At 70.7% G+C, this 26,036-nt stretch carries 30 protein-coding genes; 5 read left to right on the top strand and 25 right to left on the bottom strand.

Annotated features, from left to right (window positions below; genetic code table 11):
* A partial coding sequence (locus tag C1I89_RS10460; protein ID WP_181390922.1) for a cbb3-type cytochrome c oxidase subunit I occupies window positions 1-652 on the bottom strand: 652 nt, incomplete at its 3' end.
* Window positions 649-1,626, bottom strand: a complete 978-nt coding sequence (locus C1I89_RS10465) for a cytochrome c oxidase subunit II (protein ID WP_102772663.1) — start codon at window positions 1,624-1,626, stop codon at window positions 649-651. The genes C1I89_RS10465 and C1I89_RS10460, both read right to left, overlap by 4 nt.
* A 130-nt stretch (window positions 1,627-1,756) precedes the next feature.
* Between C1I89_RS10465 and C1I89_RS10470 the strand changes: the two genes are divergently transcribed.
* Window positions 1,757-2,173: a c-type cytochrome gene (locus C1I89_RS10470; RefSeq protein WP_102772664.1), complete on the top strand. Its 417-nt coding sequence runs from the start codon at window positions 1,757-1,759 to the stop codon at window positions 2,171-2,173.
* A gap of 73 nt (window positions 2,174-2,246) precedes the next feature.
* Here the strand turns inward: C1I89_RS10470 and C1I89_RS10475 are convergent, their stop codons facing one another.
* Window positions 2,247-3,164: a cytochrome c oxidase subunit II gene (locus C1I89_RS10475; RefSeq protein WP_102772665.1), complete on the bottom strand. Its 918-nt coding sequence runs from the start codon at window positions 3,162-3,164 to the stop codon at window positions 2,247-2,249.
* A 130-nt stretch (window positions 3,165-3,294) separates the two neighbouring features.
* Here C1I89_RS10475 and C1I89_RS10480 point away from each other — a divergent pair, with 130 nt between their 5' ends.
* Together C1I89_RS10480 and C1I89_RS10485 are read left to right on the top strand one after the other, a co-directional pair.
* Entirely contained in the window at window positions 3,295-3,711 is a 417-nt protein-coding gene (locus tag C1I89_RS10480) for a c-type cytochrome (protein ID WP_102772664.1), read from the top strand.
* On the top strand, window positions 3,708-4,538 hold the full coding sequence (locus C1I89_RS10485; protein ID WP_102772666.1) for a c-type cytochrome: 831 nt from the start codon (window positions 3,708-3,710) through the stop codon (window positions 4,536-4,538). The genes C1I89_RS10480 and C1I89_RS10485 overlap by 4 nt, the downstream gene beginning before the upstream one ends.
* Here C1I89_RS10485 and C1I89_RS10490 read toward each other — a convergent pair.
* Window positions 4,535-4,714, bottom strand: coding sequence for a hypothetical protein (locus C1I89_RS10490; RefSeq protein WP_102772667.1), 180 nt, complete (start codon window positions 4,712-4,714; stop codon window positions 4,535-4,537). The genes C1I89_RS10485 and C1I89_RS10490 overlap by 4 nt on opposite strands.
* Window positions 4,715-4,806: 92 nt before the next feature.
* Between C1I89_RS10490 and C1I89_RS10495 the strand changes: the two genes are divergently transcribed.
* Window positions 4,807-5,331, top strand: coding sequence for a DUF421 domain-containing protein (locus C1I89_RS10495; RefSeq protein ID WP_102772668.1), 525 nt, complete (start codon window positions 4,807-4,809; stop codon window positions 5,329-5,331).
* Between the two features lie 67 nt (window positions 5,332-5,398).
* Here the strand turns inward: C1I89_RS10495 and C1I89_RS10500 are convergent, their stop codons facing one another.
* The 15 genes from C1I89_RS10500 to C1I89_RS10570 all read right to left on the bottom strand — a co-directional run bounded on the left by C1I89_RS10500 (window position 5,399) and on the right by C1I89_RS10570 (window position 21,368).
* Complete coding sequence (locus C1I89_RS10500) at window positions 5,399-6,028, bottom strand: UdgX family uracil-DNA binding protein (RefSeq protein ID WP_102772669.1); 630 nt, start codon at window positions 6,026-6,028, stop codon at window positions 5,399-5,401.
* A 10-nt stretch (window positions 6,029-6,038) separates the two neighbouring features.
* Entirely contained in the window at window positions 6,039-7,076 is a 1,038-nt protein-coding gene (locus tag C1I89_RS10505) for a UDP-glucuronic acid decarboxylase family protein (RefSeq protein ID WP_102772871.1), read from the bottom strand.
* Window positions 7,076-8,047: a glycosyltransferase gene (locus C1I89_RS10510; protein ID WP_258231382.1), complete on the bottom strand. Its 972-nt coding sequence runs from the start codon at window positions 8,045-8,047 to the stop codon at window positions 7,076-7,078. Before C1I89_RS10510 ends, C1I89_RS10505 begins: the two co-directional genes overlap by 1 nt.
* Window positions 8,044-9,105 (bottom strand): glycosyltransferase family 9 protein, encoded by a 1,062-nt coding sequence (locus tag C1I89_RS10515; RefSeq protein ID WP_102772671.1) that lies wholly within the window; start codon window positions 9,103-9,105, stop codon window positions 8,044-8,046. Before C1I89_RS10515 ends, C1I89_RS10510 begins: the two co-directional genes overlap by 4 nt.
* The gene (locus C1I89_RS10520) at window positions 9,102-10,106 is read right to left on the bottom strand and encodes a glycosyltransferase family 2 protein (RefSeq protein WP_102772672.1); all 1,005 of its coding nucleotides are present in this window, start codon (window positions 10,104-10,106) and stop codon (window positions 9,102-9,104) included. Before C1I89_RS10520 ends, C1I89_RS10515 begins: the two co-directional genes overlap by 4 nt.
* Entirely contained in the window at window positions 10,103-11,839 is a 1,737-nt protein-coding gene (locus tag C1I89_RS10525) for a carbamoyltransferase family protein (protein ID WP_102772673.1), read from the bottom strand. Before C1I89_RS10525 ends, C1I89_RS10520 begins: the two co-directional genes overlap by 4 nt.
* Complete coding sequence (locus tag C1I89_RS10530) at window positions 11,827-12,933, bottom strand: glycosyltransferase family 9 protein (protein WP_102772674.1); 1,107 nt, start codon at window positions 12,931-12,933, stop codon at window positions 11,827-11,829. Before C1I89_RS10530 ends, C1I89_RS10525 begins: the two co-directional genes overlap by 13 nt.
* Window position 12,934: 1 nt before the next feature.
* Entirely contained in the window at window positions 12,935-13,510 is a 576-nt protein-coding gene (locus tag C1I89_RS10535) for a D-glycero-alpha-D-manno-heptose-1,7-bisphosphate 7-phosphatase (RefSeq protein WP_102772675.1), read from the bottom strand.
* Window positions 13,501-14,229, bottom strand: a complete 729-nt coding sequence (locus C1I89_RS10540; protein WP_102772676.1) for an SDR family oxidoreductase — start codon at window positions 14,227-14,229, stop codon at window positions 13,501-13,503. The genes C1I89_RS10535 and C1I89_RS10540 overlap by 10 nt, the downstream gene beginning before the upstream one ends.
* An 11-nt stretch (window positions 14,230-14,240) precedes the next feature.
* The gene (locus tag C1I89_RS10545; RefSeq protein ID WP_102772677.1) at window positions 14,241-15,512 is read right to left on the bottom strand and encodes a glycosyltransferase family 4 protein; all 1,272 of its coding nucleotides are present in this window, start codon (window positions 15,510-15,512) and stop codon (window positions 14,241-14,243) included.
* Window positions 15,509-16,270 (bottom strand): BON domain-containing protein, encoded by a 762-nt coding sequence (locus C1I89_RS10550; RefSeq protein ID WP_102772678.1) that lies wholly within the window; start codon window positions 16,268-16,270, stop codon window positions 15,509-15,511. Before C1I89_RS10550 ends, C1I89_RS10545 begins: the two co-directional genes overlap by 4 nt.
* A 132-nt stretch (window positions 16,271-16,402) precedes the next feature.
* Entirely contained in the window at window positions 16,403-19,120 is a 2,718-nt protein-coding gene (locus C1I89_RS10555; protein WP_102772679.1) for an ATP-binding cassette domain-containing protein, read from the bottom strand.
* A 57-nt stretch (window positions 19,121-19,177) separates the two neighbouring features.
* Complete coding sequence (locus tag C1I89_RS10560; RefSeq protein ID WP_102772680.1) at window positions 19,178-19,654, bottom strand: hypothetical protein; 477 nt, start codon at window positions 19,652-19,654, stop codon at window positions 19,178-19,180.
* A gap of 17 nt (window positions 19,655-19,671) precedes the next feature.
* Entirely contained in the window at window positions 19,672-20,583 is a 912-nt protein-coding gene (locus C1I89_RS10565; RefSeq protein ID WP_102772681.1) for a glycosyltransferase family 2 protein, read from the bottom strand.
* Window positions 20,580-21,368: a PIG-L family deacetylase gene (locus tag C1I89_RS10570; RefSeq protein ID WP_102772682.1), complete on the bottom strand. Its 789-nt coding sequence runs from the start codon at window positions 21,366-21,368 to the stop codon at window positions 20,580-20,582. The genes C1I89_RS10565 and C1I89_RS10570 overlap by 4 nt, the downstream gene beginning before the upstream one ends.
* An 81-nt stretch (window positions 21,369-21,449) precedes the next feature.
* On the opposite strand from C1I89_RS10570, the gene C1I89_RS10575 reads away from it, so the two are divergent.
* The gene (locus tag C1I89_RS10575) at window positions 21,450-21,803 is read left to right on the top strand and encodes a hypothetical protein (protein ID WP_102772683.1); all 354 of its coding nucleotides are present in this window, start codon (window positions 21,450-21,452) and stop codon (window positions 21,801-21,803) included.
* A gap of 48 nt (window positions 21,804-21,851) precedes the next feature.
* Here C1I89_RS10575 and C1I89_RS10580 read toward each other — a convergent pair whose 3' ends face one another.
* From C1I89_RS10580 to C1I89_RS10600, 6 genes are all read right to left on the bottom strand, one after another.
* Entirely contained in the window at window positions 21,852-22,277 is a 426-nt protein-coding gene (locus C1I89_RS10580) for a CBS domain-containing protein (RefSeq protein ID WP_102772684.1), read from the bottom strand.
* Between the two features lie 84 nt (window positions 22,278-22,361).
* Window positions 22,362-22,514 carry a hypothetical protein gene (locus C1I89_RS34475; RefSeq protein ID WP_168202325.1) on the bottom strand — a complete coding sequence of 51 codons (153 nt, stop codon included), beginning with the start codon at window positions 22,512-22,514 and terminating at the stop codon, window positions 22,362-22,364.
* A gap of 55 nt (window positions 22,515-22,569) precedes the next feature.
* Window positions 22,570-22,956 (bottom strand): YkvA family protein, encoded by a 387-nt coding sequence (locus C1I89_RS10585; RefSeq protein WP_102772685.1) that lies wholly within the window; start codon window positions 22,954-22,956, stop codon window positions 22,570-22,572.
* A gap of 239 nt (window positions 22,957-23,195) precedes the next feature.
* Window positions 23,196-24,245, bottom strand: coding sequence for an NAD(P)-dependent oxidoreductase (locus tag C1I89_RS10590; protein ID WP_102772686.1), 1,050 nt, complete (start codon window positions 24,243-24,245; stop codon window positions 23,196-23,198).
* Window positions 24,149-25,366 (bottom strand): ABC transporter substrate-binding protein, encoded by a 1,218-nt coding sequence (locus C1I89_RS10595; RefSeq protein WP_102772687.1) that lies wholly within the window; start codon window positions 25,364-25,366, stop codon window positions 24,149-24,151. Before C1I89_RS10595 ends, C1I89_RS10590 begins: the two co-directional genes overlap by 97 nt.
* Before the next feature lie 194 nt (window positions 25,367-25,560).
* On the bottom strand, window positions 25,561-25,989 hold the full coding sequence (locus tag C1I89_RS10600) for a bleomycin resistance protein (protein WP_102772688.1): 429 nt from the start codon (window positions 25,987-25,989) through the stop codon (window positions 25,561-25,563).
* Window positions 25,990-26,036 lie beyond the last annotated feature (47 nt).

Below are 26,036 nucleotides of genomic sequence, written 5' to 3' on the forward strand. Positions count from 1 at the left end.
CCATGCCGCAGAACACCAGCATCACCCAGGCGTACACCGGCATCTTGTCCAGCGTCATGCCGGGCGCGCGGGTGCGCAGAATGCCCACCGCCAGCTCGATGGCGCCGGCGATCGCCGAGATCTCGATGAAGCCTATGCCCAGCAGCCACAGGTCGGCGTTGAGCGCCGGCGAATACGCCGTGCTGGTCAAGGGCGGATACATGAACCAGCCGCCGTCCGGGGCCAGCCCCACGAATATGCTGCAAAAGAACACCAGGCCGCCGATGGCGTAGGCCCAGTACGCGTAGGCCGACAGGCGCGGGAACGGCAGGTCGCGCGCGCCCAGCATGTTGGGCAGCAGCAGCACCGCCACGGCCTCGACCGCCGGCACCGCGAACAGAAACATCATCACGGTGCCGTGCATGGTGAACAGCTGGTTGTAGAGCGCGTGTCCGATCAGCGCGTTATCCGGCACGGCGAGCTGGGTGCGCATCAGCAAGGCCAGCACGCCGGCCAGCAGGAAGAACAGCAGCGCCGTGGCGATATACAACAGGCCGATGGAAGTGTTGTTCACCACCGTCAGCGCGCGCCAGCCGGTCGGACGCCGCCAGGCGCGCTCCAGCCCCTGCAGTTCGCCGTCCGGGCGCGGCAGCGGATTGGGCGGCGGCCTCATTTCAGGCCGTCCAGGTAGCCGGCCACGGCGCGCAGTTCCGGCCCGCTCAAATGGTCGAAGGCCGGCATGCGGTTGCCGGGCTTGATGTGCTGGCCGCCGGCGATCCAGCCCGCCAGCGCGCCCACGTTGTTGGACAGCGCGCCGGCCGCCAGCATGGGCCGGCTGCCCACGTGGGTCAGGTCCGGCCCCAGCGTCCCGGCCGCCGCCGTGCCGCGCACCGCGTGGCACTGGGCGCAATCGCGCTGGAACACGCGCTCGCCCAGGCGCAGCGCCGGCGCGGCCGCGGCCGCCGGGCGGCGCTGCGCCTGCATCCATTGCTCGAAACGCGCCGGCTCCAGCGCCTGCACCTCGAACCGCATATTGGCGTGCTGGGCGCCGCAGTACTCCGCGCAGAAACCGCGGAACACGCCGGGCCCGGGCGCCAGCACGCGCAGCCGGTTGACGCGCCCGGGCACCAGATCCAGCTTGCCGGCGAGGCTGGGCGCCCAGAAGCTGTGGATCACGTTGTCGGAACGCAGCAGGAACTCCACCGGCACGCCGGCCGGAATCCGGATCTCGTTGGCGGTTTCGAACAGCAGGCCGCCGCCCGCGTCCCGGTAGCGCACGCGCCACCACCACAGTTCGCCCGCCACTTCGATGCGCAGGGCCGGCTCGGGTCCGCGCGCCATGGCGGCGGCCGCCTGCAAGGCGTAGACCAGCAGGGCCGTCAGCGCCGCCGTCGGAAACGCGACGCCGGCGGCCACGATCAGCGCCGGGCGGCCCAACAGCCGGCGCGCCCGCGCCGGACCGTACATCGCCAGCCCCAGCAGCAGCGCCGCCAACACGAAGATCGCCGCGGCGCCCAGGTACAGCACCCAGCCGATTTCGGCGATGCGGGCCGCGTCCTCGCCCTGCGGCTGCAGCACGGAATGGGTCTGCGCCCGGGACGCGGCCGGCAGCGCGACGGCAAGCAGGAAGGCAATGATGGGCGCCATATGAGAAAGCGGAAGTCCGGCCAAGACGCGAGCAGCCGCAGGCGGACGCCGCGCCGCCCGTGCCCAGCACGCGGCGTGCCCGCCGCACGGGGCATAAGACTTGCTGGACGCGCCAGCCAGGAGGCCCGCCGTGCAAGCTCATGCCCGCCCCATCGCCGCGCTCTTGGGCGCCGCCGCCCTCGCGCTGCTGGCCGGGTGCGAGGACGGACGTCCGCCGCTGGCGCCGGCCGGCCCCGCCGCGGCGCAGGCCGACCCGGCGCGCGGCCGCGGCCTGGTGGCCGCGCGCGGCTGCGTCGCCTGCCACACGGTCCCTGGCGTGCGCGGGCCGCGCTCGAACGTCGGGCCGCCGCTGGAGGACCTGGCGCGGCGCGCCTATCTGGGCGGCGCGCTGCCCAACACGCCGGCCAATCTGGCGCGCTGGCTGCTGGACCCGCCCGCCTTCAACCCGGGCACCGCCATGCCCGACATGGACCTGACGCCGGCCGAGGCCGCGGACATCGCCGCGTTTCTGCTGGCCCCCGCCTCATCCGGGGGACGCGCGCCATGAAAAACTGGAAAGTCGCCGCCCTGACCGTGCTGGCCGGCGCCGCCGGCGGGGCCTGCCTGGGCGCGGCCGCCGTCTATTGGGGCTGGTACGACGTCAGCGCCACCGCCTCGCACACCATCGCCGTGCACCGCCTGCTNCCCACGTTGTTGGACAGCGCGCCGGCCGCCAGCATGGGCCGGCTGCCCACGTGGGTCAGGTCCGGCCCCAGCGTCCCGGCCGCCGCCGTGCCGCGCACCGCGTGGCACTGGGCGCAATCGCGCTGGAACACGCGCTCGCCCAGGCGCAGCGCCGGCGCGGCCGCGGCCGCCGGGCGGCGCTGCGCCTGCATCCATTGCTCGAAACGCGCCGGCTCCAGCGCCTGCACCTCGAACCGCATATTGGCGTGCTGGGCGCCGCAGTACTCCGCGCAGAAACCGCGGAACACGCCGGGCCCGGGCGCCAGCACGCGCAGCCGGTTGACGCGCCCGGGCACCAGATCCAGCTTGCCGGCGAGGCTGGGCGCCCAGAAGCTGTGGATCACGTTGTCGGAACGCAGCAGGAACTCCACCGGCACGCCGGCCGGAATCCGGATCTCGTTGGCGGTTTCGAACAGCAGGCCGCCGCCCGCGTCCCGGTAGCGCACGCGCCACCACCACAGTTCGCCCGCCACTTCGATGCGCAGGGCCGGCTCGGGTCCGCGCGCCATGGCGGCGGCCGCCTGCAAGGCGTAGACCAGCAGGGCCGTCAGCGCCGCCGTCGGAAACGCGACGCCGGCGGCCACGATCAGCGCCGGGCGGCCCAACAGCCGGCGCGCCCGCGCCGGACCGTACATCGCCAGCCCCAGCAGCAGCGCCGCCAACACGAAGATCGCCGCGGCGCCCAGGTACAGCACCCAGCCGATTTCGGCGATGCGGGCCGCGTCCTCGCCCTGCGGCTGCAGCACGGAATGGGTCTGCGCCCGGGACGCGGCCGGCAGCGCGACGGCAAGCAGGAAGGCAATGATGGGCGCCATATGAGAAAGCGGAAGTCCGGCCAAGACGCGAGCAGCCGCAGGCGGACGCCGCGCCGCCCGTGCCCAGCACGCGGCGTGCCCGCCGCACGGGGCATAAGACTTGCTGGACGCGCCAGCCAGGAGGCCCGCCGTGCAAGCTCATGCCCGCCCCATCGCCGCGCTCTTGGGCGCCGCCGCCCTCGCGCTGCTGGCCGGGTGCGAGGACGGACGTCCGCCGCTGGCGCCGGCCGGCCCCGCCGCGGCGCAGGCCGACCCGGCGCGCGGCCGCGGCCTGGTGGCCGCGCGCGGCTGCGTCGCCTGCCACACGGTCCCTGGCGTGCGCGGGCCGCGCTCGAACGTCGGGCCGCCGCTGGAGGACCTGGCGCGGCGCGCCTATCTGGGCGGCGCGCTGCCCAACACGCCGGCCAATCTGGCGCGCTGGCTGCTGGACCCGCCCGCCTTCAACCCGGGCACCGCCATGCCCGACATGGACCTGACGCCGGCCGAGGCCGCGGACATCGCCGCGTTTCTGCTGGCCCCCGCCTCATCCGGGGGACGCGCGCCATGAAAAACTGGAAAGTCGCCGCCCTGACCGTGCTGGCCGGCGCCGCCGGCGGGGCCTGCCTGGGCGCGGCCGCCGTCTATTGGGGCTGGTACGACGTCAGCGCCACCGCCTCGCACACCATCGCCGTGCACCGCCTGCTCGACATTACGCAGATGCAGGCGGTGCGACGGCGCGCGGCGGACATCGAAGTCCCCGATCTGGACGATCCGGTCCGCGCGCGCAACGGCCTGGCGCTCTACCAGGCCCATTGCGTGCAGTGCCACGGCGCGCCGGGCGTCGCGCCCGAGCCCTATGCGCTGGGGCTGAACCCGGCTCCCGCCGCGCTGGTCGGCAGCGCGCGCGAGCGCCCGGCCGCCGACATTTACTGGATCGTGCGCGAAGGCATCCGGATGACCGGCATGCCGGCCTGGCGCTACCGCCTGACGGATGCCGAAATCTGGGACGTGGTGGCGTTCATGCGCGTGCTGCCGGCGCTGTCGCCGCGCGACTACCGGGCGCAGGCCGACGCCGCCGGTCCGACGGCGCGCCCGCAAGCGGTCGCGCCGCGCGTGGGCGACGCCGCGGCCGGGCGCGACGCATTGCAGCAATACCTATGCGCCACCTGCCACGCCATACCCGGCGTGGCGGGCGCCAACCATCACGTGGGACCGCCGCTGGCCGGCCTGGCCAGCCGCCCCTACATCGCCGGCACCCTGCCCTACACGCAGGCCAATATGCAGCGCTGGCTGCTTGCGCCGGACAGCATCAAGCCCGGGTCGGCCATGCCGGACCTGGGCCTGAGCGAGCAGGACGCGCGCGACATCGCGGCGTTTCTCGATACGCTGCGCTAGCTTCTGCTGCGCGCGCCGCCGCCGCGGTTGCGCTGGCTCTGCTGGTCCTGGCCGGTGCCGACCTGGCTGACGTGGCCTTCCTTCTTGGTCCGGTTCTGCACGTCGCGGTGGCTGGCCTGGGTTTCGCGCGCGGTGTCGTCGGCCGACGGGTTGGGCTTGCTGTCTTTGGGTTTCATGGCGGACTTCCTCGGGTATGCCGGATGGTGTCCAGGCAGCAAGCCCCATGCCCGCAAGCCCCTCCCGGCACGGCGCTTGCTTGGGCTGCGCCATGGACAAGTTCATCGAAATCTTCGCGCTGCAGGCCGGCTTCGCCGAAATGCTGATACGCGGCACCACGATGTACTGGGTGCTTTACGCCTTGTTGCGCATTTCCGGCAGGCGCGACCTGGGCTCTCTGGGCATGGCCGACATGCTGGTGCTGGTGCTGGTGGCCGACGCCGCCGGCAACGCCATGTCGGGAGATTCCTACTCCATGGGCGACGGCATCATCGTGGTCGCCACCATCGTGGGCTGGAGCTATCTGCTGGACCGTCTCAGCTATTACATCCCGCCGTTGCGCCGCCTGCTCGAACCGCAGCGGGTCTGCCTGGTGAAATCCGGCCGCGTGTTGGCCAAGGGCCTGAAGCAGGAACACATCACGCGCAGCGAACTGATGGAGCAGTTGCGCCTCAAGGGCGTGGCCAGCCTGTCGGAGGTCCACCGGGCGTATCTGGAGACCACCGGCGAATTCAGCGTGATCCGCGCGTCCGACGCCAACAAGGGAGACGCCTCCACGCTGGAGGAGGACGACTGAGCGGCGCAGATATTCCACCCTGTCGGTACTTTTTTCCGAATGCCGCGGATTTCCGCCGGACCGGACGCTAGCCGCCGGCCAGCTTCCTGGCGCGGACCAGCGCGTCCACAATGGTCCGGTACACGGCCTGGCGGCCCTGCTCGTCCGGATTGCGCAACGCGTACGAGGGATGGTAGGACGCCAGCACCGGTATGCCATCGCGCGCCAGCGTGCGGCCCAGCGCCGCCGCCAGGGTCTGGCCGCGGCCGCGCACCACTGCGCCCAGCGCGGTCGCCCCCAGGGCCACGATGACGCGTGGCCGGACGGTTTCGAGTTCCTTGTCCAGCCAGTAGGCGCAGGCCTGGATCTCGGCCTGCGCCGGCGTTTTGTGCATGCGGCGCTTGCCGCGCAGTTGCCATTTGAAATGCTTGACCGCGTTGGTCAGGTAGACCGCTTCGCGCGCCACGCCCGCCTGTTCCAGGGCCCGGTCCAGCAACGCGCCGGCCGGTCCGACGAACGGCAGGCCGGCCAGGTCTTCCTTGTCGCCCGGCTGTTCGCCCACCAGCATGATGGCGGCGCGGCGCGCGCCGGCCCCGGGCACGGGCTGGGTGGCGTTGCGCCACAGCCCGCAGCGCCGGCAGGCCTTCAGCGTTCTGGGGCGCTGCTGCGGGTCGACGTCGTCGGGCCGGGGTTCGGGCGGCGGTCTGGAAGCGGCCATGCGCCTGCCCCTAGCGGCGCGCCAGGGAACCGGGCGCGTACAGCTGCCGCCACGCCGCCGTGTCCGGCGGCCGGCGGCGCGCGCGCGCCGTCAGCTCCCGTTCCGCGCTGAAGTACGCCACCGTGCGCGCGATGCCCTCGGCCGGGTCGACGCGCGGCCACCAGCCCAGGCAGCGCCGCGCCAGCGAAATGTCCGGGCAGCGCTGGGTCGGATCGTCCACCGGCAGGTTGCGGTGCACCAGCGGCACCTGCGCGCCGGTCAGCACGCGCACCATGTCCGCCATCTGCAGCATGGTCAGTTCGGCCGGATTGCCCAGGTTGACCGGCCGCGCCATCTCGGCCGGACTTTCCATCAGCCGCACCAGGCCGTCGATCAGGTCGTCCACATAGCAGAAGGAGCGCGTCTGCGTGCCGTCGCCATAGATGGTCAGCGGCTGGCCGGCCAGCGCCTGCATGATGAAGTTGGACACCACGCGGCCATCGTCGGGCGCCATGCGCGGACCGTAGGTGTTGAAGATGCGCGCGATCTTCACGACCACGCCTTCGTGGCGCGCGTACTCCATGAAAATGGTCTCGGCGCAGCGCTTGCCCTCGTCGTAGCAGGAACGCGGCCCGATCGGGTTGACGTGGCCCCAGTAGCCCTCGCGCTGCGGATGCTCCAGCGGGTCGCCATAGACCTCGCTGGTCGAGGCCTGCAGCACGCGGGCGCCGCAGCGCCGCGCCAGCTCCAGCAGCTGCATGGAGCCCAGCACGCAGGTACGCAGCGTTTTCAGCGGATCGGCCTGGTAGTGGACCGGCGAGGCCGGGCATGCGAGGTTGTAGATTCGGTCGACTTCGATGCCGGCCAGCGGTTCGACCACGTCATGCCGCAGGCACGAAAAGCGCGGCTGGTCGGCGAAGCCGGCCAGGTTGCGCGCCCGCCCCGTCTGGAAATTGTCCACGCACACCACTTCCCAGCCGTCGGCAAGCAGGCGGGCGCAAAGGTTCGAGCCCAGAAAGCCGGCTCCGCCGGCGACCAGCGCGCGGCCGGTCCGTACAGTATCGTCCATCATGCAGCCTCCAGGATCGTATCGAAGACGTCCACCCAGTCGGACACGAATCGTTCCATGCCGAATCGCGCCAGCGCGGTCTCGCGGCCCCGGGCGCCCCACTGCCGCGCCAGTTCTGGCTGCTCCAGCAGCGCGCGCGCCGCCTGCGCCAGCCGCTCGGGACGGGTGTCCACGTAGCCGTTCTCCCCGCTTCTGATGACGGTGGGCAGTTCCGTCGCGGCGAAGCCCACCACCGGCACGCCGCAAAGCATGGCTTCCACCAGCGACAGCCCCAGGCTGGCGTAGCGGATCGGGCTGAAGAAATACCGGTAGCGCGCCATGAACGCGCCGACTTCCATATTGGGCACCTCGCCCAGGCCGCCCAGTTCCTCCGCCCCCATGCCGATCAGGTCCAGCGGCGTGCGCGCGCGCATGTCCTCGAACAGGTCCAGCCCGATGCGCCTGCCGCGCCGCGCCAGATGGTTGATGGCGACGACGCCGCGCGCCAGCGAACCGTCGTAGTGCGCCGCGGGCGGCGGCACGCCGTGCTCGACCACGCGCACCGGCATGTCGCCGCAGTCCCACATCGCCGCGTTGTACGGGGTGACGTGCACGGTCAGGCCGCGCTCGTGGCGAAACGGATGCACGCTGTCGGTGGGATGCGGGGCCGGCGGATTGTGCTCCAGATACGCGCAGGGCAAGGCGCGCTGCTCGTCGTCCAGCAGCAGCCGGGCGTCGTCCAGGTTCTGGCGCGACTGGTACAGCACGCAGTCGAAGCGCAGCGAGCGCAGGTCCTGCGCGGGCACCTGGACCACGTTGCCGGTCCACGGGATGCGCCGGCCCAGTTCGCCGTAGCCCGGCGGGCCGCCGGGCAGCCCCGGCACGATGAAATCGTGCGGCACGTGGCCCAGCGCATACAGGTAATTGCCATGCACGTGCCAGGTCAGGATGCGCAGGCGGCGCGCGGCGCGCGGCGTTGTTGTCGGCATCATGGTTCAACCCTCCCCAGTTGCGCCCGCGCGCAGGCCAGCACCTGCGGCACGCTCACGGCCAGGGCGCAGGGATGGCCGATCGGACAGGTTTCGTAGGCGCACGGCCGGCAAGGCGCGTCGGCCGCCAGCACCGCGTGGCGGCGCCGGTCCAGCGGCGCCCAGCGCGCCGCATCGCTGCCGCAGGCGATCACCACGCTGCGCGCGCCGACCGCGGCGGCCACGTGCGAGATGCCGGTGTCGTTGCACACCAGCAGGCGGCAGCCGGCCACCAGCGCGGCCAGGCCGCCCAGCGCGGTCGCGCCGCAAAGATCGGCCAGCGGCACGCCCGCCCGCCGCCGCAGTTCGGCGGTCATGCCGCGTTCGGCCTCGGTTCCGGTCAGCGCGACCTGCCAGCTCTGCCCGGCCAGCGCCTGCGCGACCTGCGCATAGCGCTCCAGCGGCCAGCGCCGCGACGGCAAGCGCGCGCCCACGTGCATCAGCACCAGCCTGGCCGGGTCCAGCGCGTGCTCGCGCAGCAGGCGCCGCGCCTCGTTCCGGTCGGCTTCGCCGATGGGAAACTCCAGGCCGTCGTCCTCGGCCGGCAGGCCCAGATGGCGCAGCAGCGCCAGATAGCGCCGCGGCTCGGGCAGGCCGTCGGGCCAGGCCAGACGCTGGCCGGGGATCTCGGCGGCGGCCTCGGCCACGAAGCCGCCCCAGCGGCGCGCGCCCAGGCGTTCGACCAGTGGATTGGAGCGCGCGCCGCTGCCATGCATCTGCAGGGCCACGTCGTAGCCGCTGCGGCTCATGCGGCGAAAGAACGCCGGCAGCGCCTGCGGCCGCGCCGGCTGCTCGGGAAACGCCGGGATGCCGGGGAACTCGATCAGTTCGTCCACATAGGCGTGGAAGCGCGCGCAGAATTCGCGCGCGCCGGGCAGCCCCACCAGCGCGACGTGCGCCTGCGGAAATGCGCGCCGCAGCGCGCGCAGGGCGGGCACCGCGCACAGCATGTCGCCCAGCTGCAGCGCGCGGAACACCGCGATGCTGGCCGGCGGAGAGGCGGGATCGAGCAGCGGCGTCATGCGCGCCTCCCGGCGCTGCGCACGCCCGCGTAGCGGACCCAGCCCACGCAGCGCCACCAGATCGACAAGAGCGGAATGCAGGCCGACGTCACGGCCAGGTCGATCACCTCGCGCACGCCGCGGCGCGTGCCGCGCAGGCGGCGGACAAAGAAATTCACGCTCAGCCCGGCCCACAGCACCGCCGCCGCCAGCGCGGCCTGCGCATGGCCCAGCGCGGCCAGCGCCACGGCCGAAACAAAGGCCGCCGCCACCACCAGGTAATAGCGCCAGGCCGTGGAACGGATGCGGCGCCGGTACAGCGACGGATACTTGCGGCGCAGCAGCATGTCGTACATGGCCTTCTTCTGCATGCCCAGCCCGGCCGCGAAACGCTGGCCGCGCAGCGGATGCAGCACCCGCGCGCGCGGCTCGCGCCGCACCTTCAGGCCGTGGTCCAGCAAGGCGAAATGCAGGTCGGAGTCTTCGCGCCACGCCATGGCGTAGCGCGGATCGAAGCCGCCCACGGCCAGCAGCGCCGAACGCCGCACGAAGCAATTGGCGGTGATGAATTCGGAACGGGTCAGGCCGGCCGCGTCGCGTTCGTAGTCGCTGGGCGGGTCGGGGATGGGCATCTCGGTGGCGCCGGCCACGGCCGCCAGCTGCGGCGCCAGCGCGCGCACGCCGTTGCCCAGCCATTCCGGCTCGGGGATGGTGTCGTCGTCGGTGAACGCGATGATCTCCGCCTTGGCGCTGCGCCAGCCCAGGTTGCGCGCGCCGGCCGGGCCGCGCGTGCCGGTCACGGGCAGGTAGCGCAGCGCCGGCCGGTTGCCCCAGGCCTGGCGCAGTTCGCCGACCTGGCGCTCGGTGGCGCTGCTGGCCGCGTCGTCGCAGACCAGCACTTCGTAGTCGTCGAGGGCGTAGCATTGGCGCGCCAGGGCCTCCAGGCAGCGCGCCAGCAGGTCCGGCCGCTTGTACGTAGGCACGACGACCGATACCAAGGGCTGGGCGGGGACGCGGCTCATCGGGGTTTCTCGATCAGGTAGGGGCCGATCACCAGCGCGTCCAGCGGCGAGGTCCAGAAGCATTCGACGGCGTCGCGCGGCGTGCAGACCACGGGCTCGCCGCGGGTGTTGAACGAGGTGTTGACCAGCACCGGCACGCCGGTCAGCCGCTCGAACGCGGCCAGCAGGTCGTAGTAGCGCGGGTTCTGGTCGCGCCGCACCGTCTGCACCCGCGCCGTGCCGTCTATGTGCCGCACCGCCGGAATCTGCTGCGCCCGGTGCGCCAGCACGTCATAGACGAACAGCATGAACGGCGCGCAGATCGAGCCGCCGCGGCCGTCGAACCACTCGGCCGCGCGCTCTTCCATCACCACAGGGGCGACCGGGCGAAAGTCCTCGCGGTCCTTCAGCCCGTTGAGCCGCGCCTGCATGGCGCCGTCCAGCGGCGAGGCCAGGATGGAGCGCGCGCCCAGCGCGCGCGGCCCGAATTCCATGCGCCCCTGGAACCACCCCAGGATCTTCTCCTGCGCGAGCAGGGCCGCGGCCTCGCCGGCCACGTCGTCCAGCCGCCGGAAATCCAGGCGCGACGCATACAGGAAGCGCTCGATCTCCTCGTCCGGATAGGACGGCCCCAGGTACGCGTGCTCCATCGTCCATTCACGCTTGCCGCCGCGCCGGTGGTAGTCCACGTACAGGGCCGCGCCCAGCGCGGTGCCGGCGTCTCCCGCGGCCGGCTGCACCCAGACGCTGTCGAACGGGCCGTCGCGCGCGATGCGCGCGTTCATGACGCAGTTCAGCGCCACCCCGCCCGCCATGCTCAGGTTGGCCGCGCCGGTCTTTTCGTGCAGCCACTGGACCATGTGCAGCGCGGTTTCCTCCAGCACGTACTGCAGCGAACTGGCGATGTTCTTGTGGCGCTCTTCGAAGGGCGCGCCGCGCCGCCGCGGCGGGCCGAAGCGCTCGGCCAGGCGCGCCGGATGCAGCGAGTAGCCGCCCTCTTCCTCCAGCTGCAGGATCTCGCGGAACTCCTTGCGCAGCGTCGGCTTGCCGAAAGAGGCCAGCGCCATCACCTTGTACTCGTCGCTGGAGTGCAGAAAGCCGAGATAGCTGGTGACCTCTTCGTACAGCAGGCCGAGCGAATGCGGCAGGTCGATCTGCTTGAGCCGCGCGTACTCGCCGTTGCTGAAATTGCCGTAGCTGGTGGTCGTGCGCTCGCCGCGGCCATCCATGGTCAGCACCGCGGACTCGGCGCAGGGCGCGGCCAGGAAGGCGCTGGCCTCATGCGACAGGTGATGGTCCAGGTAGACCCAGCGGTCCATGATGTGCTGCAGCGTCAGGCCGTCGAAGCGAGGCGATTTCAGGTGATGGGGCGCGCCGTCGAGCAGCTGGCGCGGCGCGTTCACCAGGTACGACAGGAATAGCGGATCCCAGGGCGATCTGCCTTCCTCGCCCGCGCCGGCGCGCGACGGCTCCAGCGGCAGGCGGATGTCCGCGCCGGGCGGCCGGCCTTCGGCCAGCAGCGCCGGATCGTAGGAATACACGATGTGATCCACGTCGCGCAGGTTGATGTGGGCCGCCGACAGGCAGTAGTCGATGGCGTAGTACGGCAGCTGCCAGGTGGTGAAGGGAACCGGGCGCTTGCCGTGCTTGACCCGGGTGAAGCGCTCTTCCTCGGCCGCCGCCAGCACGACGCCGTCGGCGACCAGCGCCGCGGCGCAATCGTGGTAGGCCGCGTTGATGCCTAAAGTGAACATGGGAATTCCTCCTGGGCGGCGCGCGCCCTGCCGGTTGCGGCCATCAGTTCGCGCGCCGCCTCGGCGACGCTGGACGGCTCGACGCCCGCCAGGCAGGCCTGGTGGCCTTCGGGGCAGACGCTGCGATAGCAGTACTTGCAAGGCACGTCACGGTTAAGCACCCGGGCGGGGGTCTGCCAGGGCGTGTGCTGCGGATTGGTCAGGGCGTACAGATCCACCACCGGCACGCCCAGCGCGGCCGCGACGTGCGCCGGACCGCTGTTGTTGCAGATCAGCACGGCGGCCGCCTCCAGCGCCGCGCCCAGTTCGCCCAGCGTGAGGCGGCCGGACAGGTCGATCAGGCCGGGCAGCAGGCGGCGCGCGTGCGCCAGCGCATCCTCCAGCGCCGGGTCCTCGTGCCCGCCCAGCAGCAGCACGCGGCGGCCTTCGGCGCGCAGGCCGACAAGCGCCTGCATCATCTGCTGCGCGGGGTAGCGCCGCGATGCGGCGCTGGCCCCGGCATGCGCGCAGATCCAGCCGCCGGTCTCGGTCACGCCTTCGTGGTCGAGCTTGTGCCGCAGCGATTCGCGATCCTCGGCGCGCACCTGGAACGACATGCGCTGGTCCGCGCAGCGCGCGCCTATGCTGGCGACCAGGTCGAGCTGGCGCCGAACTTCGTGGCGGATGCCGGCCTGCGGCTCGGTCTCGCGCACCCATTCCGTGATCAGGCGGTAGGGATTCTCGCGGCTGTGGGCCAGCACGCGCGGCACGCCGGCCAGATGGCACAGCAGCGCGGCCGGCAGCGCGCTCTGGCTGTAGGCGGTGAAGATCACCGCCGCGTCCGGACGCAGCGCGCGCAGCCGCGCGATCATGCGCTCGTCCTGCTCGCGTCCCTGCGTGTCGTTCTTGATCCAGGCCGCGTCGTAGGCCAGCACAGTGTCCACGTCGGGCAGGTGCGGCTGCAGCCGCGCCCCCGCCGTGGAAGTCAGCAGCGACAGGCGGCGCGCGCCGCTTTGCTTGAGCGCGCGCAGCGCGGGGCTGCACATCAGCACGTCGCCCATATTGTCCAGCCGCACGCACAGCACGTGCGGACATTCGCGCCAGTCCCAGGCCATCTCAGGCCTCCCCGGCCGCGGCGGCCAGCACGATGCGGGCGGCGGCATCCAGGTCGGGCGCGCGGCCGAACGGCACACGCTGCGGGCCGGCGCGCCATTCGGTCTCGTGCCCCACGTCCAGCAGGATGCTGCGGCAGCCGGCCAGATTGCCGGCTTCGACGTCGTCGAGTATGTCGCCGATCAGCCAGGACGCCCGCAGGTCCAGGCCGAGTTCGCGCGCGGCGCGCAGCAGCAGCCCGGGCCGCGGCTTGCGGCAATCGCAGGCCCCGGCATAGCCCTCGACCACGCCGTCGGGATGGTGCGGACACCAATAGAACCCGTCCAGGTGCGCGCCGGCCGCGCGGAACATGGCGGCCAGCCGGGTGTGCACCGGCTCCAGCGCCGAGGCCGGAAACAGGCCCTTGGCCACGCCCGGCTGGTTGCTCACCACGACCAGCACCGCGCCGGCCGCGCCCAGGCGCGCCAGGCCCGCGAACGCCTGCGGCGCGTACGCCATGCGGCCGGGATCGACGTTGTAGGGCTCGTCGGCCAGCACCGTGCCGTCCTTGTCCAGGAATACGGCGGGCCTCAGGGCCATGACGTTTCCTTCATGGGCAGCACCATCACCTCCGGCACCACGGTCTCGCCCGGCTGCGTGAGCACGAAGCGCACGGCGCGCGCCACGTTGGCCGGGTCCTGCAAGGTGCCGGTGTCGATGTCGGGAAAGCGGTCCAGCAGGAACGGCGTGCGCATGCCGCCGGCGATCACCGCGCTGACCTTCAGCCCGGCGCCGCGCAATTCGGCGTGCAGCGCATGCGACAGGCCCATCAAGCCCCACTTGCTGGCGTGATAGGCGCTGGCGTTGGGCCAGGCGCGGCGCGCCGCCGTGGACGCGATATTCACGATATGGCCGCCCGGCGTCAGCCGGTCCTTGCCCAGCTTGGCCATCAGGAACGGGCCGGTCAGGTTGGTGCGCAGCACGCGCTCCCAGACGTCCGCGTCGAGCTGATCGATGGGCGCCGTCACGTCCACGCCGGCGCTGTTGACGATGGCGTCGAGCTTGCCGAACTGGCGCACCACGGCGTCCAGTCCTTCGCGCACGTCGGCCACCACGCCCACGTCCATGATGCAGGCCATCGCGTCGGCGCCGTCCTGCTTGAGCCGGGAAGCCAGCGCGTGCGCGCGCTGCTCGTCGATATCGGCCACCGCCACGCGCGCGCCTTCGCGCGCCAGCATCTCGCACAGGGCCGCGCCCAGTCCGCTGCCGCCGCCGGTCACCAGCACCACGCGTCCGTCCAGGGTTTCGTATTCATGCATGTCGGCCTCCTTCAGGCGGCGATGCGCGCGGCGTGGCGCAGCGCCTGCGTCGCGCCCGGCTCCATCTGCCGGTAGATGGCGAGCAGATCCTCGCCCACGCGCTTCCAGGTGTACAGACGGCGCGCGCGCAGCCTGCCGGCCTCGCCCATGCGCGCCCTCAGCGTCGAATCCACGGCCAGCTCGGCCAGCCGGCGGGCCAGGCTGTCGGGGTCGCGCGGCGGCACCAGAAAGCCGGTCTTTCCATGCACCACCGTGCTGCGGATGCCGCCCGTGTCCGAACCCACCACCGGACGGCCGCAGGCCATCGCCTCGACCGGCGTGATGCCGAAAGGCTCATACCACGGCGTGGTCACGAACACGTCGCTGGCGCTGTAGTAAGTGGCCAGGGCTTCGCGATGGCGGCGGCCGGTGAATTCCACCCACGGCGCCACCTGTTCCTCTTCGGCGATGCGGCGCAGCCGGCCGATCTCCGGCGTCGCGGTTTCGTCGGCGTCGTCGGTATTGCCGCCCACCACGCACAGCCGCGCGTCCACGCCGTGGCGGCGGCGCAGCCGGCCGAGCGCGCGGATCACGTTGTCCACGCCCTTGCGCGGCACCATGCGGCCCAGCTGCAGCAGCGTAAACGCGCCGTCGTCCCAGCCCAGCGCCGCGCGCGCGCTGGCGCGGGTCTGCGGCATCATCTCGGCGGCGTCGTAGCCGCAGGGCACGATGGCGATGCGGCGCGGGTCGGCGCCGTAGAGTTCCATCAGGTCGCGGCGGTCCTGCGGACATTCCGCGATGATGCGGTCGGCGCGGCGGATGATCTCTTCCTCGATGTCGAAGCGGCTGTCGGGAAACAGGTCCGCCTCCTGCTGGTGCTGGCGGCGCACCTTGCCCAGCGCATGGAAGGTCACCGCCAGCGGGATGCCGTAGCGCTGCGAAACCGGCAGCGCGGCCATCGCCGACATGAAGAAATTGGCGTGGATGGCGTCGTAGCTGCGGGCCTGGGCGCCGAAGTAGTGCATCAGATAGTCGGAGAACGCGTCCATGTGCGGCAGCAGTTGCTCCTTGGGCAGATAGGCGTCGGGCCCGGCCGGCACATGGATCACGCGCACATTGCGCAGCCAGGCATGTTCGGGCTCCAGCGCCGGATTGTCCTTGCGGGTGAACACGTCGACCTGCACGCCGGCGCGCGCCAGTTCGCGCGCCACGTGCGCCACATAGACGTTCTGGCCGCCGCTGTCCACGCTGCCGGCGACCGCCAGCGGCGATGCGTGTTCGCTGATGAGGGCGATTTTCTTCATGATGCGGCTCCTGGGCTGGCGATCCGGATGCGGTTGTCGACGTCGCGCACGCCGGGGCAGGCGTCCACGCTGTCTTCGATGCGATGCTTGGTGCGGCGGTCGGGCGCGGTGCCTTCCAGCGTCACGCAGCCTTCGGACACGCTGACCGAAACGTCGCTGACGTCCAGGCCGCTGTGGGCCAGGTACTCGCACACGATTTCGCGCACGCGTTCGTCGGTGCGCACATAGCCCTTGGGGTCGATACGCCGCGAACCGCGGTCGCGCCAGGCCTGCAGGCCGCGGTCATAGCCGCCGCGCTCGGCGGTCTCGAACGACAGATCGGGCTCGTCTTCCCATACGGGACGGTCCCCGTAATAACCGCCTTCCTCGTCGCCGTAGGAAGTCGGCCCGCTATAGGACGGCTCGCGCGAACCGTAGACCTGCTGGCGCTGGAACGAGGGATCTTCGCGGCTGAAGCCGCCGTAGCTGCTCTGCCCCGGATCGGCGCTGCGGCTGCGCAGGCCGCCGCGGGTCATGCGGGCGCCGGGGCTGCGCGTGCCTTCGCCCTGGTAGCCGTAGGACGGCGCCGGATCGCGCCACGGCTCGCGGCGTCCGGCGGGACCGGACCGGTCGCGGTCGCGGTCAGGGTCCGGCTCGCTTGGCCGCCATCCGCGCTGCGAAGCCGGCCGATAGGGGCCGCCGCGGGACGCTTCCCGGCCGGGGTCCCTGTCGTAGTCGTCGGCGTCGTGCCACGGCGCTTGCCTTGGATCTTGCTTCATCGTCTTCTCCCTGTTGCGAAATCGCGAGCCGCCGGGCGGCTGGCAGGCTTACGCATCGGGGAGAAGCAAGTGATGTGCCGAAACGGTTCTGTACGGGCGCGATGGACGGCCGCGCGATGTACCCGGCACTTCTTACCCGCGCGTGTAAGAAGTGCCCGGCCGCCTCGCGGGCAGCAGCGATCCGACCGTGGCCAGCAATTCGTTGGGGTCCACCGGCTTGGACAGATGCACCTGGAATCCCGCCAGTAGGCTGCGCAGCCGCGCTTCCTGGCTGACGTGGCCGGACAGCGCGATGGCCGGCAGCCGGTGGGCCAGCGCCGCGCCGCGTTCGGCCTCCATCGCGCGGATGCGGCCCACGACTTCGTAGCCGTCGATGTCGCCCAGCGTCAGGTCGCAGATCAGCACCTGCGGCCACTGCTCCACCGGCAAGGCCTCGAAGGCCGCCAGCGCCTGCTCGCCATCCTTGTGCTCGGCCACCCGCGCGCCGTTGTCGCGCAGTATTTCGGCCAGCATCTCGCGCGCTTCGGGCTGGTCGTCCACCACCATGACGTAGGCGTCCTGCAAGGTCGATAGATGCATGTCGGGGCGGATCTCCGCGGGCTCCACGGCGCGCACCGGAAAGTCCACGGAATACGTCAACCCGCCGGTGGCGGCGGACACGCTATGGAAGACCCCGCCCTGGCGCTGCACGCGCGCGGCCAGTTGCGCCGGGTCCAGCGCGGCCGCGGCGCGGATGGAATCGGGAACGTTCAGCGCAACGTCAGCTTCGGCGGACGGTTCTTCGTCCGCGCGCCCGGTGCGGCCGTCGGTCACGGCCAGCCGCGTCATCGGTCCTTCGCGGTGCAGGCGGATTTCTATCCGTCCGCCCGGCGGCGTGACCGCGATGGCGTGCAGGCACAGGTCCCACACCACTTGCTGCAAGGAGCTGGGATCGCCCGTGATGCGCGCGGCCTCGCTGCCGATCAGCGTGTACAGGTTGACGCCCTTCTGCTGCGCGGCGTCGCGCAGCGCGTCCAGCACCCCGGCCACCACGGCCATCAGGTTGACCGGCTGGCGCGTCTCGCGGTCGCGCGCTTCATCCAGCGCGGACTGCTGGCGCTGCAGCGCCCACATCTGCGCATACATGCCCTGCCGCGCCAGCAGATCGTCGTGGCGGCCCTGCTCGACGATGCGGCCGCGGTCCAGCACCACGATGTTGTGCGCATGCACGATGGTGGACAGACGGTGCGCGATGATGAGCGTGGTGCGCCCCCGCGACAGCCGTTCCAGTTCGGCCTGGATGGCGCGTTCGGTGCGCGTGTCCAGCGCCGACGTGGCCTCGTCGAACACCAGGATGGAAGGGTTCTTCAGGATCGCCCGCGCGATGGCGATGCGCTGGCGCTCGCCGCCCGACAGCTTCACGCCGCGCTCGCCCACTGGCGTCTCGTAGCCGTCGGGCAGGCTTTCGATGAAATCGTGCACCCGCGCCCCGCGCGCGGCCTGCACGATCTGGTCGCGCGTGGCCTCGGGCCGGCTGTAGGCGATGTTGTAGGCGATGGTCTCGTTGAACAGCAGCGTGTCCTGCGGCACGATGCCCAGCGCCCGCCGCAGGCTGCGCACGTTCACGGTGCGCAGGTCCTGGCCGTTGATCAGGATGCGGCCGCTGTCGGCGTCATAGAAGCGCAGCAGCAGGCGCGCCAGCGTCGACTTGCCCGAACCGCTGCCGCCCACCACCGCCAGCGTGGTGCCCGCCGGCACCGCCAGGTCGATGTCCCACAGGATCTGGCGTCCGGGCTGGTAGCCGAAGCCCACGTTCTCGAAGCGGATCTCGCCCGCGCCCGGCTCCAGCGCCGGCAGGCGCGCGTCGTCGCCGGTCTCGGGCGGATAGCGCAGCAGGTCGCATACGCGCTCGGCGTTGACGAAGGCCTCCTTGGCCTGGCGGAAAATCAGCCCCAGCGTGTTCAGCGGCAGGCAGATCTGGATGATGTAGGCGTTCACCAGCACCAGGTCGCCCACGCTCATCTGCGTGCTGACGACCTGCTGGCCCGCCAGCAGCATCACCGCCGCCACGCCGCAGGCGATGATCCCGCTCTGGCCGACGTGCAGGCGCGACAGCGAACGCTGGTTGCGGATGCCGACGTCGGTCCATTCGCGCAGCACCTTCGACAGGCGCTCGGACTCCAGCGCTTCGTTGGCGTTGACCTTGACCGCCTCGTAATTGAGCAGGCTGTCCACCATCCTGCCGCTGGCGCGCGAGTCCAGCTCGTTGAGCCGCCGCTGGTAGACGACGCGCTTGCGCACCAGCACCGTGGTGTAGCTGAAATACGCCACGAACGTGACCGTGACGATGAGCGCGAACCAGACGCTGTATCCCATCACCAGGATCAGCACCACCGACACGATCTCGATCAGCGTGGGCAGCAGCGTGAACAGCCCCGTGCCCAGCAGGAAACCCACGCCCGCGGTGCCGCGCTCCACGTCGCGCGCCAGGCCGCCGGTCTGGCGCGCCCCGTGAAAGCGCGCCCCCAGCCGCTGCAGCTGCTCGAACACGCGCACGGTGAAATCGGCCACGGTGCGCTGCGCCACCCGCACGAAGACCACGTCGCGCAGCTCCGTGAACACGCTGCCGCCGAAGCGGATCAGCGCGTAGCCCAGCAGCAGGAACACGGGCAGCGTCAGCGCGCCGGGCGCGCCGAGCGTATCCACGATCAGCTTGAGCACCACTGGCACCAGCACCATCAGCAGCTTGGCCGCCACCAGCAGCCCCACCGCCGCGGCCGTGCGGCGGCGGTACTTCCACAGCGCGCGCGCAATACTGCGCGTGACCTCTTTGCGGGCGAAGTCTGGGTCGTTGTTCTCGGGTGGGTTCATGGCGCGGCCTCCAGGGCGATCCGCGCCGGGCCAGCAAACGCCATTCCGCGGGCAGGATCAGCCCTGCTCCTGGCGCCCCTGGACCACCGCCTTGAACAAGTGCGCGACCGCCGCCGCGAACGCCTCGTCGAACCACGGATTGGCGCCGCTGACCGCGACCACGATGCCGTCCATCGCCACGCTGCCCCAGACCCGCGTGTCCTTGGCGTGCAGCAGGTGCGGCCGCAGCGCCAGGACCTCATGGCTGGACAGGCCGGTGCGCCAGCTCAGGCGCGCCTTGCCGCGCGCATAGGCGCCGTAGTCGGCGTCCCATTGTTCAGGATCGCCGATGCTTTCCTGGTACAGGATGGCGTCGGCGAAATCGCAGGCGCCGGGGCGCGCCAGCGGATTCATGATCACCACATGGAAAAAACCGCTCTCGCCCACCCGCGGGTCGGCGCGCGCGGCCTCCAGCATGGGCAGCGCCAGGCGCACGGCCTGGGCGGCCGCGTCGCGCTCCCAGTAGGCGGCCAGGGGTATGGGGTTCATGGGCATCCTCCGTTTGGCAGGCGCTAGCGCCGCGTGGCGCGAGCCGCGCGCAAGTCGCGTTCCCGGGGAAACCGTCCCCGCCAGACCTGTTCGAGCCGCTCGCAGACGGCCGCGTCCAGCGGCCGGCGACGGGCGCGGATCAGCCGCCAGCCCGCCAGCGCGTCGCGGCAGGCCCGCGCCCTGGCGGCCCAGCCCGGCAGCGCGCGCAGGGCCGCCACGCTGCGCGCCAGCGCCAGCCTCGCGGGCAGGCGCAGCCATGCCGTCCACAGCGCGTTGCGCGCCAGCATCCGGCGGCGCAATGGCCGGTCCCGCGCCGCCGAAGGCCAATGATGCACGCGCAGCTGCGGCGCGTAGGCGATCCGACCGCCCCGCGCCATGATGTCCATGGCCAGCAGCTCTTCCTCGCCGCCGATGAACAGCGCCTCCCAATAGCCGCCCGCCTGCACAAAGGCGGCGGTCCGCATGACGCAGGCGCCCGCCATGAAGCCCGTCAGCTCCGGCCCGACCCCGGCGATGGCCGGCAGCGGGCTGTCGGCCATCGCCGCGCAGGCCGGGTCGGTTCTTTCTTCCGGCCCCACCGCGATGCCGGCATTGAGCACCGCCACCTCGGGATGCGCGTCCAGCAGGTCCGCGGCCAGTTCCAGCGCGCCGGCGGCCCACCAGGTGTCGTCGTCGCAGAACGCCACATACGGGGTCGCGACCCGCGCCACGCCCAGGTTGCGCCCGGCCGCGCCCAGATTGGCGCCGGCCTGGATCAGCACCGCATGGGGAAACGCCTGCGCCACGCGCGCCGCGGTCCCGTCGGTGCTGCCGTTGTCGACCACGAACAGCGGATGATGGCCAGGCAGCCGGCGCAAGCTGCGGCACAGTTCCTCGCAGCGGTTATGGGTCAGCACCACGACGGATACGCGGGGCGATATGGCCGGGTCGCTCACGCCCGCGGCTCCTCGCCGCCGGCTACCCGCCAGTAGCTCTCGGCCTGTGCGCCGGCGTCGGGCAGGCCGCCCAGGCCGCGCAGTTGCGACGCATAGGCCGACACCGCGTCGGCCTTGCCGGCCAGGTCGGTCTTCAGCGGCGCGGGCGTCGCCATCACGCCGCGGGCGCGCAGCTGCGCCAGCCGCGCCTGCACCGCGCCCGGCCGCTTACGGTAAGGCACATCCTCGTAAAAAAACCAGGACAGGCCCGGACAGGCCCGCGAGGCGTCCAGCCCCGCGTCGCTGACCCGGACGTGATCGTCATGGAACAGGCCCAGCGGCAGCGCCACCCGATCCGCGCCCAGCCCCGCCAACACGCGCACCAGGCTGTCGGCCAACTGCGCCTGGCCGTCCGGCGGCTGCTCGCCATACTGGGAATCCACGAAACCCAGGCCCAACCCCATGCAGCCGACCTGCGCCAACGCCAAGCGGTCCTCGGCCAGGCGCGCCGCCATCGCATCGGCCGCGGTCGGGAATCCGCAACGGCGGTCCCAGTCGGTGGACATGTGCGCGGCTTGCGGCAAGCCTGTGTAAGCGGTGATCACGACGCTGCCCGGGTGCGCGCGCAGCAGGCCGGCGCAGCTGAAGACCGCATCGTCCAGGTGCGGCGAAACCACGACGAAGGCGCCGGGCAGGCAGCGCGGCTCGCCAACGGCGGGATGGACGGCAGGCGTTTCCATGGGATTGCGCGACGGATCGAAGATGGGCAGCGCACCAGCAACCGCCGTGCCGCGCATGGCGCGCATCAAAAAATGCCGCGCCGCTGGCGCGGGTGGGCATGGCGCTTGCGGAACTTCGCCGACCATTCCCACGCAAGGAGCGTACACATGAAGATCCGAGTTCTCACCCATGCACTGGCCCTGGCCGTCGGACTGGCCTCGAGCGTGGCCCTGGCCCAGTCCGCCACGCCCACCTCGCCGTCCAACACGCCGAACGACAGCACCGCCGTGCCGCCCAACCAGCCGGTGCCGCCGGGACAGAAGGCGCCCGCGCCCAACGCCGGCTCGACCACGCCGACCAACCCGCCCAACCTGGACAGGCATGACCAGATGAAGTCCGACAAGCACATGAAAAATGGCAAATCGGAGCGCCGCCGGGAGCCCAACGAGAACGTGCCCGCCACGCCGGGCAGCGGCGCCACGCCGCCTCCGGGCTACCCCAACACCGGCGGCTCGAAGTAAGCCGCGGCAGCGGCCCCGGGGCGGCTCCTACGTGCCGCCCCGCCCGCTTCAGCGCGCCGGCTGCGACGGCTGCGACACCTCGGCCAGCGTATTGCCCGCCGCCCCGGCCTTGGCCGCTATGTCCCCCAGCGAGACCACGCCGACCAGCTGCTTGTTGCGGTCGAGCACCAGCACGCGCCTGACCTGTTCGCTCTCCATCAGCCCCTTGGCCGTCTCGACGGTGTCGTCGTCATAGCACCATATCGGCCGTTCCGACATTGCGTCGTTCACACTGGCGGTATCCGGGGCGACCCCGCGCGCCGTGCAGCGCACGGTGATGTCCCGGTCGGTAATGACCCCGACCAGGCGCCGGCCGTCGCAGATGGGCAGCTCGCCCACGTCCAGGTCGGCCATGAGTTCGGCGGCGCGCCTCACGGTCTCTCCTTCGGAGAGATAGGCCGGTTCGGCGGTCATGATTTCTGAAAGGCGTGTCATGGCAATCTCCGGTAAGCCCGGCCGCCCGGAACGGCGGCCGGCGACATGAGATTGCCTGTCAGCAACCGCCGTACCGCCGGCGGCTTACTGCAGCCACTGCACCAGCACGCCGACGAAGAACAGCACCGCCACGGCGGCCAGCCAGAACGCCAGCATGGCCCAGGGGCCGCGCGCCTTGCGAGTGCGGGCGCGCTTGCGGGATTCGCTTGAAGGAACCTGCGGATCGGGGGTAGACATATCGGCCGCTCCTGAAAGGAGATATTGCAGTTTCAGCATGGCCTGTGCCCAAGGCCTAGGCGCCGAGCCAGCGCCACGCGGCCACCGCCAGTCCGATCCACAGCGCCACGACCAGCGCCGCGCCGGCCTTGCTGGCCGGCTTGGCACCGCGGGCCTGCATCCATTCCTCAGCCTGGCGCCGGCAGTCCGCCAGCACCGGCGGCGGCAGCAAGCGGATGGCCAGCCAGATCAGCGCCGGCAGCAGCAACACGTCGTCCAGATAGCCCAGCACCGGTATGAAATCCGGGATCAGGTCGATGGGGCTGAGCGCATAGGCCACCACGAAAATCCCCAGCGCCTTCGCATACCAGGGCGTATCCGGATGCCTGCCCGCGAACCACAGCGTCACGCCATCCCGCTTGATCCGCCTGGCCCAGGCCTTCAGGGTACTGTTGAAACTCATGATTCGGGCGCCGTTTTCCTTCTAGGACCGATAGGCCGCTGAGCCGCCCATTTCTTGATATCGGTCAACTGACAGGCGGCGGCAATGCAACTACGCTCGACTCTAACCGATACGCGAGTACGAAGGGAGCAACCCTGCCAAGGGTCTGAGGAAGCGCGAATCGGCCAGAAGCCCCGGTCTGTCCATCTCCGGATCCGGGGCTTCGCTCTGTCTGGAGGACGGAAAAAGGGAAAACCCGATCAGCCCGGCTTCCATCCTTCCGGAACGCGCGCCCGGTCGATATGGGCCAACTGGCACAGCGCATCGGCAATACACGAAAAATCCTGCCCGCCGAATTCCGCCGCCCGCGCCAGGCTGAACGACTCGTGCACCGCGGCCGCCACCGGCATGGGAACCCTGGACGCATGCGCGGCGGCCAGCACCAGGGACATATCCTTGTGGGCCAGGTCTATCGTAAAGCCCGGCTCGGTCCGCCCGATCAGCACCTTGTTGGGAAAGTTCATTCGGAGCTGGCCGTTGGTGGCCGACGTCCCGTACAGCACTTGCAGCGTCTTGGTGATGTCCAGCCCGAAACGCTGCGACAGGGCCAGCGCCTCGCCATTGATCTGGCACAGCGAAACGGCCACGAAATTATTGACCAGCTTGGTCCGCCCGCCCGAACCGACCGGGCCGCAGTGATAAATCGTGGTGCCCATCGCTTCCAGCAGCGGCTTGACGCGCTGAAACTGCGCATCGCCGGCCCCCACCATGAACAGGGACTCGCCGCGGTCGGCATGCTCGGCCAGCCGGCCGACCGGCGCATCGACCCAGTGCAGGTCCTGCGCCGTCGCCAGCGCATGCAGCCTGTCGGTCGCCAGCGGATCGATCGTGCTCATGTCCATGATCAGCGCGCCGGCCCTGGCGTGCGCCAGCACGCCGTCCTCGCCCAGCACCACGGCCTCCACTTCCTTGGACGAAGGCAGCATCGTGATGACGATGCCACACGCGCGCGCCAGCTCCGCCACGTCCCGGGCCTGGACGGCCCCGGCGGCGACCAGTTCCTGCGCGGCCTGGGGGTTGATATCCAGCACGAGCAGGTCGAACCCGGCCTTGCGCAGATTCAACGCCATCGACTTGCCCATGCGGCCAAGGCCGATAAAGCCTATCTTCTCCATTGCCTCTCTCCTCGTTGCGAAATCCGGACAGCGCGCTTTCAGCTCTTGTTCTTGAGGTAGGGACACTCGCTTTCCGAAATCGGCGCGAAGGCGTCCTTGCCCGATATCACCTTGATGACCTTGGCGATATCCCATTCGCTCTTCGACTCAGACGGCCGCTTGACCTGCGCCATGTACATGTCATGCACCAGCAGGCCGTCGTCTCGCAGGGTTGCGTTGCGCGCGAACATATCGTCGACCGGCGTCTCGCGCAGCTTCGCCATCACCTTGTCGCGATCGAAACTGCCCACCGCCTTGGCCGCCTTCAGATAATTCAAGGTCGCCGAATACGTGGCCGCCTGCACCATGCTGGCCTGCGCGTTGTGCTTGGCGAAGAAGCGCTTGGACCATTCACGCGTGCGGTCGTCGAAATCCCAGTAGAAGCCGGTGGTGTACTTCACGCCCTGCACGGCATCCAGCCCCAGGGCCTTGATGTCCGAGTCGAAAATCAGCAGGGGCACCACCTTCTGCCCGGCGTCGATGACGCCGAACTCCTTGGCCTGCCTGAGCGCGTTGGTGGCGTCCCCGCCCGTATTAGCCAGCACGATCACCTTGGCGCCCGAGGCCTGGGCCTGCAGGATGTAGGAAGAAAAATCGCCGCTGTTCAAAGGATGCTTCACCGTGCCCACGACCTTGCCGCCGCCCTTGAGCAGCACCTTCGTGGAATCGGCCTGCAGCATGTGGCCGAACGCATAATCGGCCGTGATGAAATACCAGCTGTCGCCCTGCTCGGCCAGCGTCGCCGTGGCGCTGGCCGCGGCGATCGCCTGCGTATCGTACGACCAGTGCGTGCTGTAGGGAGAACAGTTCTTGTTGGTAATGGCAGAGGTCGCCGTGCCCGTGTTCATGATGACGAAGTCCTTCTCCGCCAGCAGATTCTGGACCGCCAGCCCCGTCGCCGAGCCCAGCACATCCGTCATCATGACCACGCCGTCGCGGTCCACCCACTCCCGCGCCCGCGCCGCGGCCACATCGGGCTTGTTCAGGTGGTCCGCCGACAACACCTTGATGGGACGCCCGAATATCTCGCCGCCGAAGTCGTCCACCGCCATCTGGGCCGCCACCACCGACCCGCGCCCTCCGATCTGCGAGTACAGGCCGGACATGTCGGTCATCACGCCTATGTTCACCGGCTTGGGCGACTGCGCCTGCGATACCCCCGCCATCGACAAACCCGCGGCCAGCGCAATCACCTTCACTTTGTTGCTAAAGCCCATCTTCGTCTCCCCGCTTTGTTGGCAGTCATGAGTGCTTTGCTACATCGGCAATCTATTGCGGCCGCCTGACGCATCACTGCGCAATGGCGGCGAGGTAACTCAGCGCGCATTCTGCGAACAACGGGGAGCTTTGTCTAATACAGAAACAACGGGGTGGCGATAGCGGAACGGTATCGTGGGAAAAGGGTTTTCAGCTAACCGCGATACGGCCGCTCCCCGATCAAGGCGGAAAATCGCAGCAGATAACCGTCGGGGTCCTGCACCAGGAACTCGCGCACACCCGATTCCGTGCCGCCGCTGCGGTACCACCGTTCCGAAACCCCTTCGAACAGCGGCCAGCGCGCCGCCGCCAAGGCCTCGAGCACGGGTTCCACGGCAGGCACCTTGATTTCGAGATTCATGCCGCGCCCGCGCGGCGCCTCCAGCGGCGCGACCACCCAATAGCCGTCGCCGCGCACTTCGACCAGCATGACCTGGGCCCCGCCCAGATCCAGATAGACGAATCCTTCCGCGTCGCGGCTGTAAGCGACGGAAAATCCGCAGAGGTCGATCCAGAATTTCTTGCTCGCTTCCAGGTTGGAGACGAGCAACTCGGGCACGAGCTGCGCGCGGCGCAATTCCATGGTGCTTTCCTTTTTCAGGCTGGCGGCAGCCCTGCTGCCCCCCTGGC

The organism is Achromobacter pulmonis, from assembly GCF_002885955.2.
GTDB classification, from domain to species: Bacteria; Pseudomonadota; Gammaproteobacteria; order Burkholderiales; family Burkholderiaceae_B; genus Achromobacter; species Achromobacter pulmonis_A.

Bases quoted from the DNA above. Each gene is read 5' to 3' on its own strand.
- C1I89_RS10465 (WP_102772663.1), bottom strand. From the start codon at position 1,626: ATGGCGCCCATCATTGCCTTCCTGCTTGCCGTCGCGCTGCCGGCCGCG.
- C1I89_RS10485 (WP_102772666.1), top strand. From the start codon at position 3,708: ATGAAAAACTGGAAAGTCGCCGCCCTGACCGTGCTGGCCGGCGCCGCC.
- C1I89_RS10490 (WP_102772667.1), bottom strand. From the start codon at position 4,714: ATGAAACCCAAAGACAGCAAGCCCAACCCGTCGGCCGACGACACCGCG.
- C1I89_RS10495 (WP_102772668.1), top strand. From the start codon at position 4,807: ATGGACAAGTTCATCGAAATCTTCGCGCTGCAGGCCGGCTTCGCCGAA.
- C1I89_RS10500 (WP_102772669.1), bottom strand. From the start codon at position 6,028: ATGGCCGCTTCCAGACCGCCGCCCGAACCCCGGCCCGACGACGTCGAC.
- C1I89_RS10505 (WP_102772871.1), bottom strand. From the start codon at position 7,076: ATGGACGATACTGTACGGACCGGCCGCGCGCTGGTCGCCGGCGGAGCC.
- C1I89_RS10510 (WP_258231382.1), bottom strand. From the start codon at position 8,047: ATGATGCCGACAACAACGCCGCGCGCCGCGCGCCGCCTGCGCATCCTG.
- C1I89_RS10515 (WP_102772671.1), bottom strand. From the start codon at position 9,105: ATGACGCCGCTGCTCGATCCCGCCTCTCCGCCGGCCAGCATCGCGGTG.
- C1I89_RS10520 (WP_102772672.1), bottom strand. From the start codon at position 10,106: ATGAGCCGCGTCCCCGCCCAGCCCTTGGTATCGGTCGTCGTGCCTACG.
- C1I89_RS10525 (WP_102772673.1), bottom strand. From the start codon at position 11,839: ATGTTCACTTTAGGCATCAACGCGGCCTACCACGATTGCGCCGCGGCG.
- C1I89_RS10530 (WP_102772674.1), bottom strand. From the start codon at position 12,933: ATGGCCTGGGACTGGCGCGAATGTCCGCACGTGCTGTGCGTGCGGCTG.
- C1I89_RS10535 (WP_102772675.1), bottom strand. From the start codon at position 13,510: ATGGCCCTGAGGCCCGCCGTATTCCTGGACAAGGACGGCACGGTGCTG.
- C1I89_RS10540 (WP_102772676.1), bottom strand. From the start codon at position 14,229: ATGCATGAATACGAAACCCTGGACGGACGCGTGGTGCTGGTGACCGGC.
- C1I89_RS10545 (WP_102772677.1), bottom strand. From the start codon at position 15,512: ATGAAGAAAATCGCCCTCATCAGCGAACACGCATCGCCGCTGGCGGTC.
- C1I89_RS10550 (WP_102772678.1), bottom strand. From the start codon at position 16,270: ATGAAGCAAGATCCAAGGCAAGCGCCGTGGCACGACGCCGACGACTAC.
- C1I89_RS10555 (WP_102772679.1), bottom strand. From the start codon at position 19,120: ATGAACCCACCCGAGAACAACGACCCAGACTTCGCCCGCAAAGAGGTC.
- C1I89_RS10560 (WP_102772680.1), bottom strand. From the start codon at position 19,654: ATGCCCATGAACCCCATACCCCTGGCCGCCTACTGGGAGCGCGACGCG.
- C1I89_RS10570 (WP_102772682.1), bottom strand. From the start codon at position 21,368: ATGCGCGCCATGCGCGGCACGGCGGTTGCTGGTGCGCTGCCCATCTTC.
- C1I89_RS10575 (WP_102772683.1), top strand. From the start codon at position 21,450: ATGAAGATCCGAGTTCTCACCCATGCACTGGCCCTGGCCGTCGGACTG.
- C1I89_RS10580 (WP_102772684.1), bottom strand. From the start codon at position 22,277: ATGACACGCCTTTCAGAAATCATGACCGCCGAACCGGCCTATCTCTCC.
- C1I89_RS34475 (WP_168202325.1), bottom strand. From the start codon at position 22,514: ATGTCTACCCCCGATCCGCAGGTTCCTTCAAGCGAATCCCGCAAGCGC.
- C1I89_RS10585 (WP_102772685.1), bottom strand. From the start codon at position 22,956: ATGAGTTTCAACAGTACCCTGAAGGCCTGGGCCAGGCGGATCAAGCGG.
- C1I89_RS10590 (WP_102772686.1), bottom strand. From the start codon at position 24,245: ATGGGATATCGCCAAGGTCATCAAGGTGATATCGGGCAAGGACGCCTT.
- C1I89_RS10595 (WP_102772687.1), bottom strand. From the start codon at position 25,366: ATGGGCTTTAGCAACAAAGTGAAGGTGATTGCGCTGGCCGCGGGTTTG.
- C1I89_RS10600 (WP_102772688.1), bottom strand. From the start codon at position 25,989: ATGGAATTGCGCCGCGCGCAGCTCGTGCCCGAGTTGCTCGTCTCCAAC.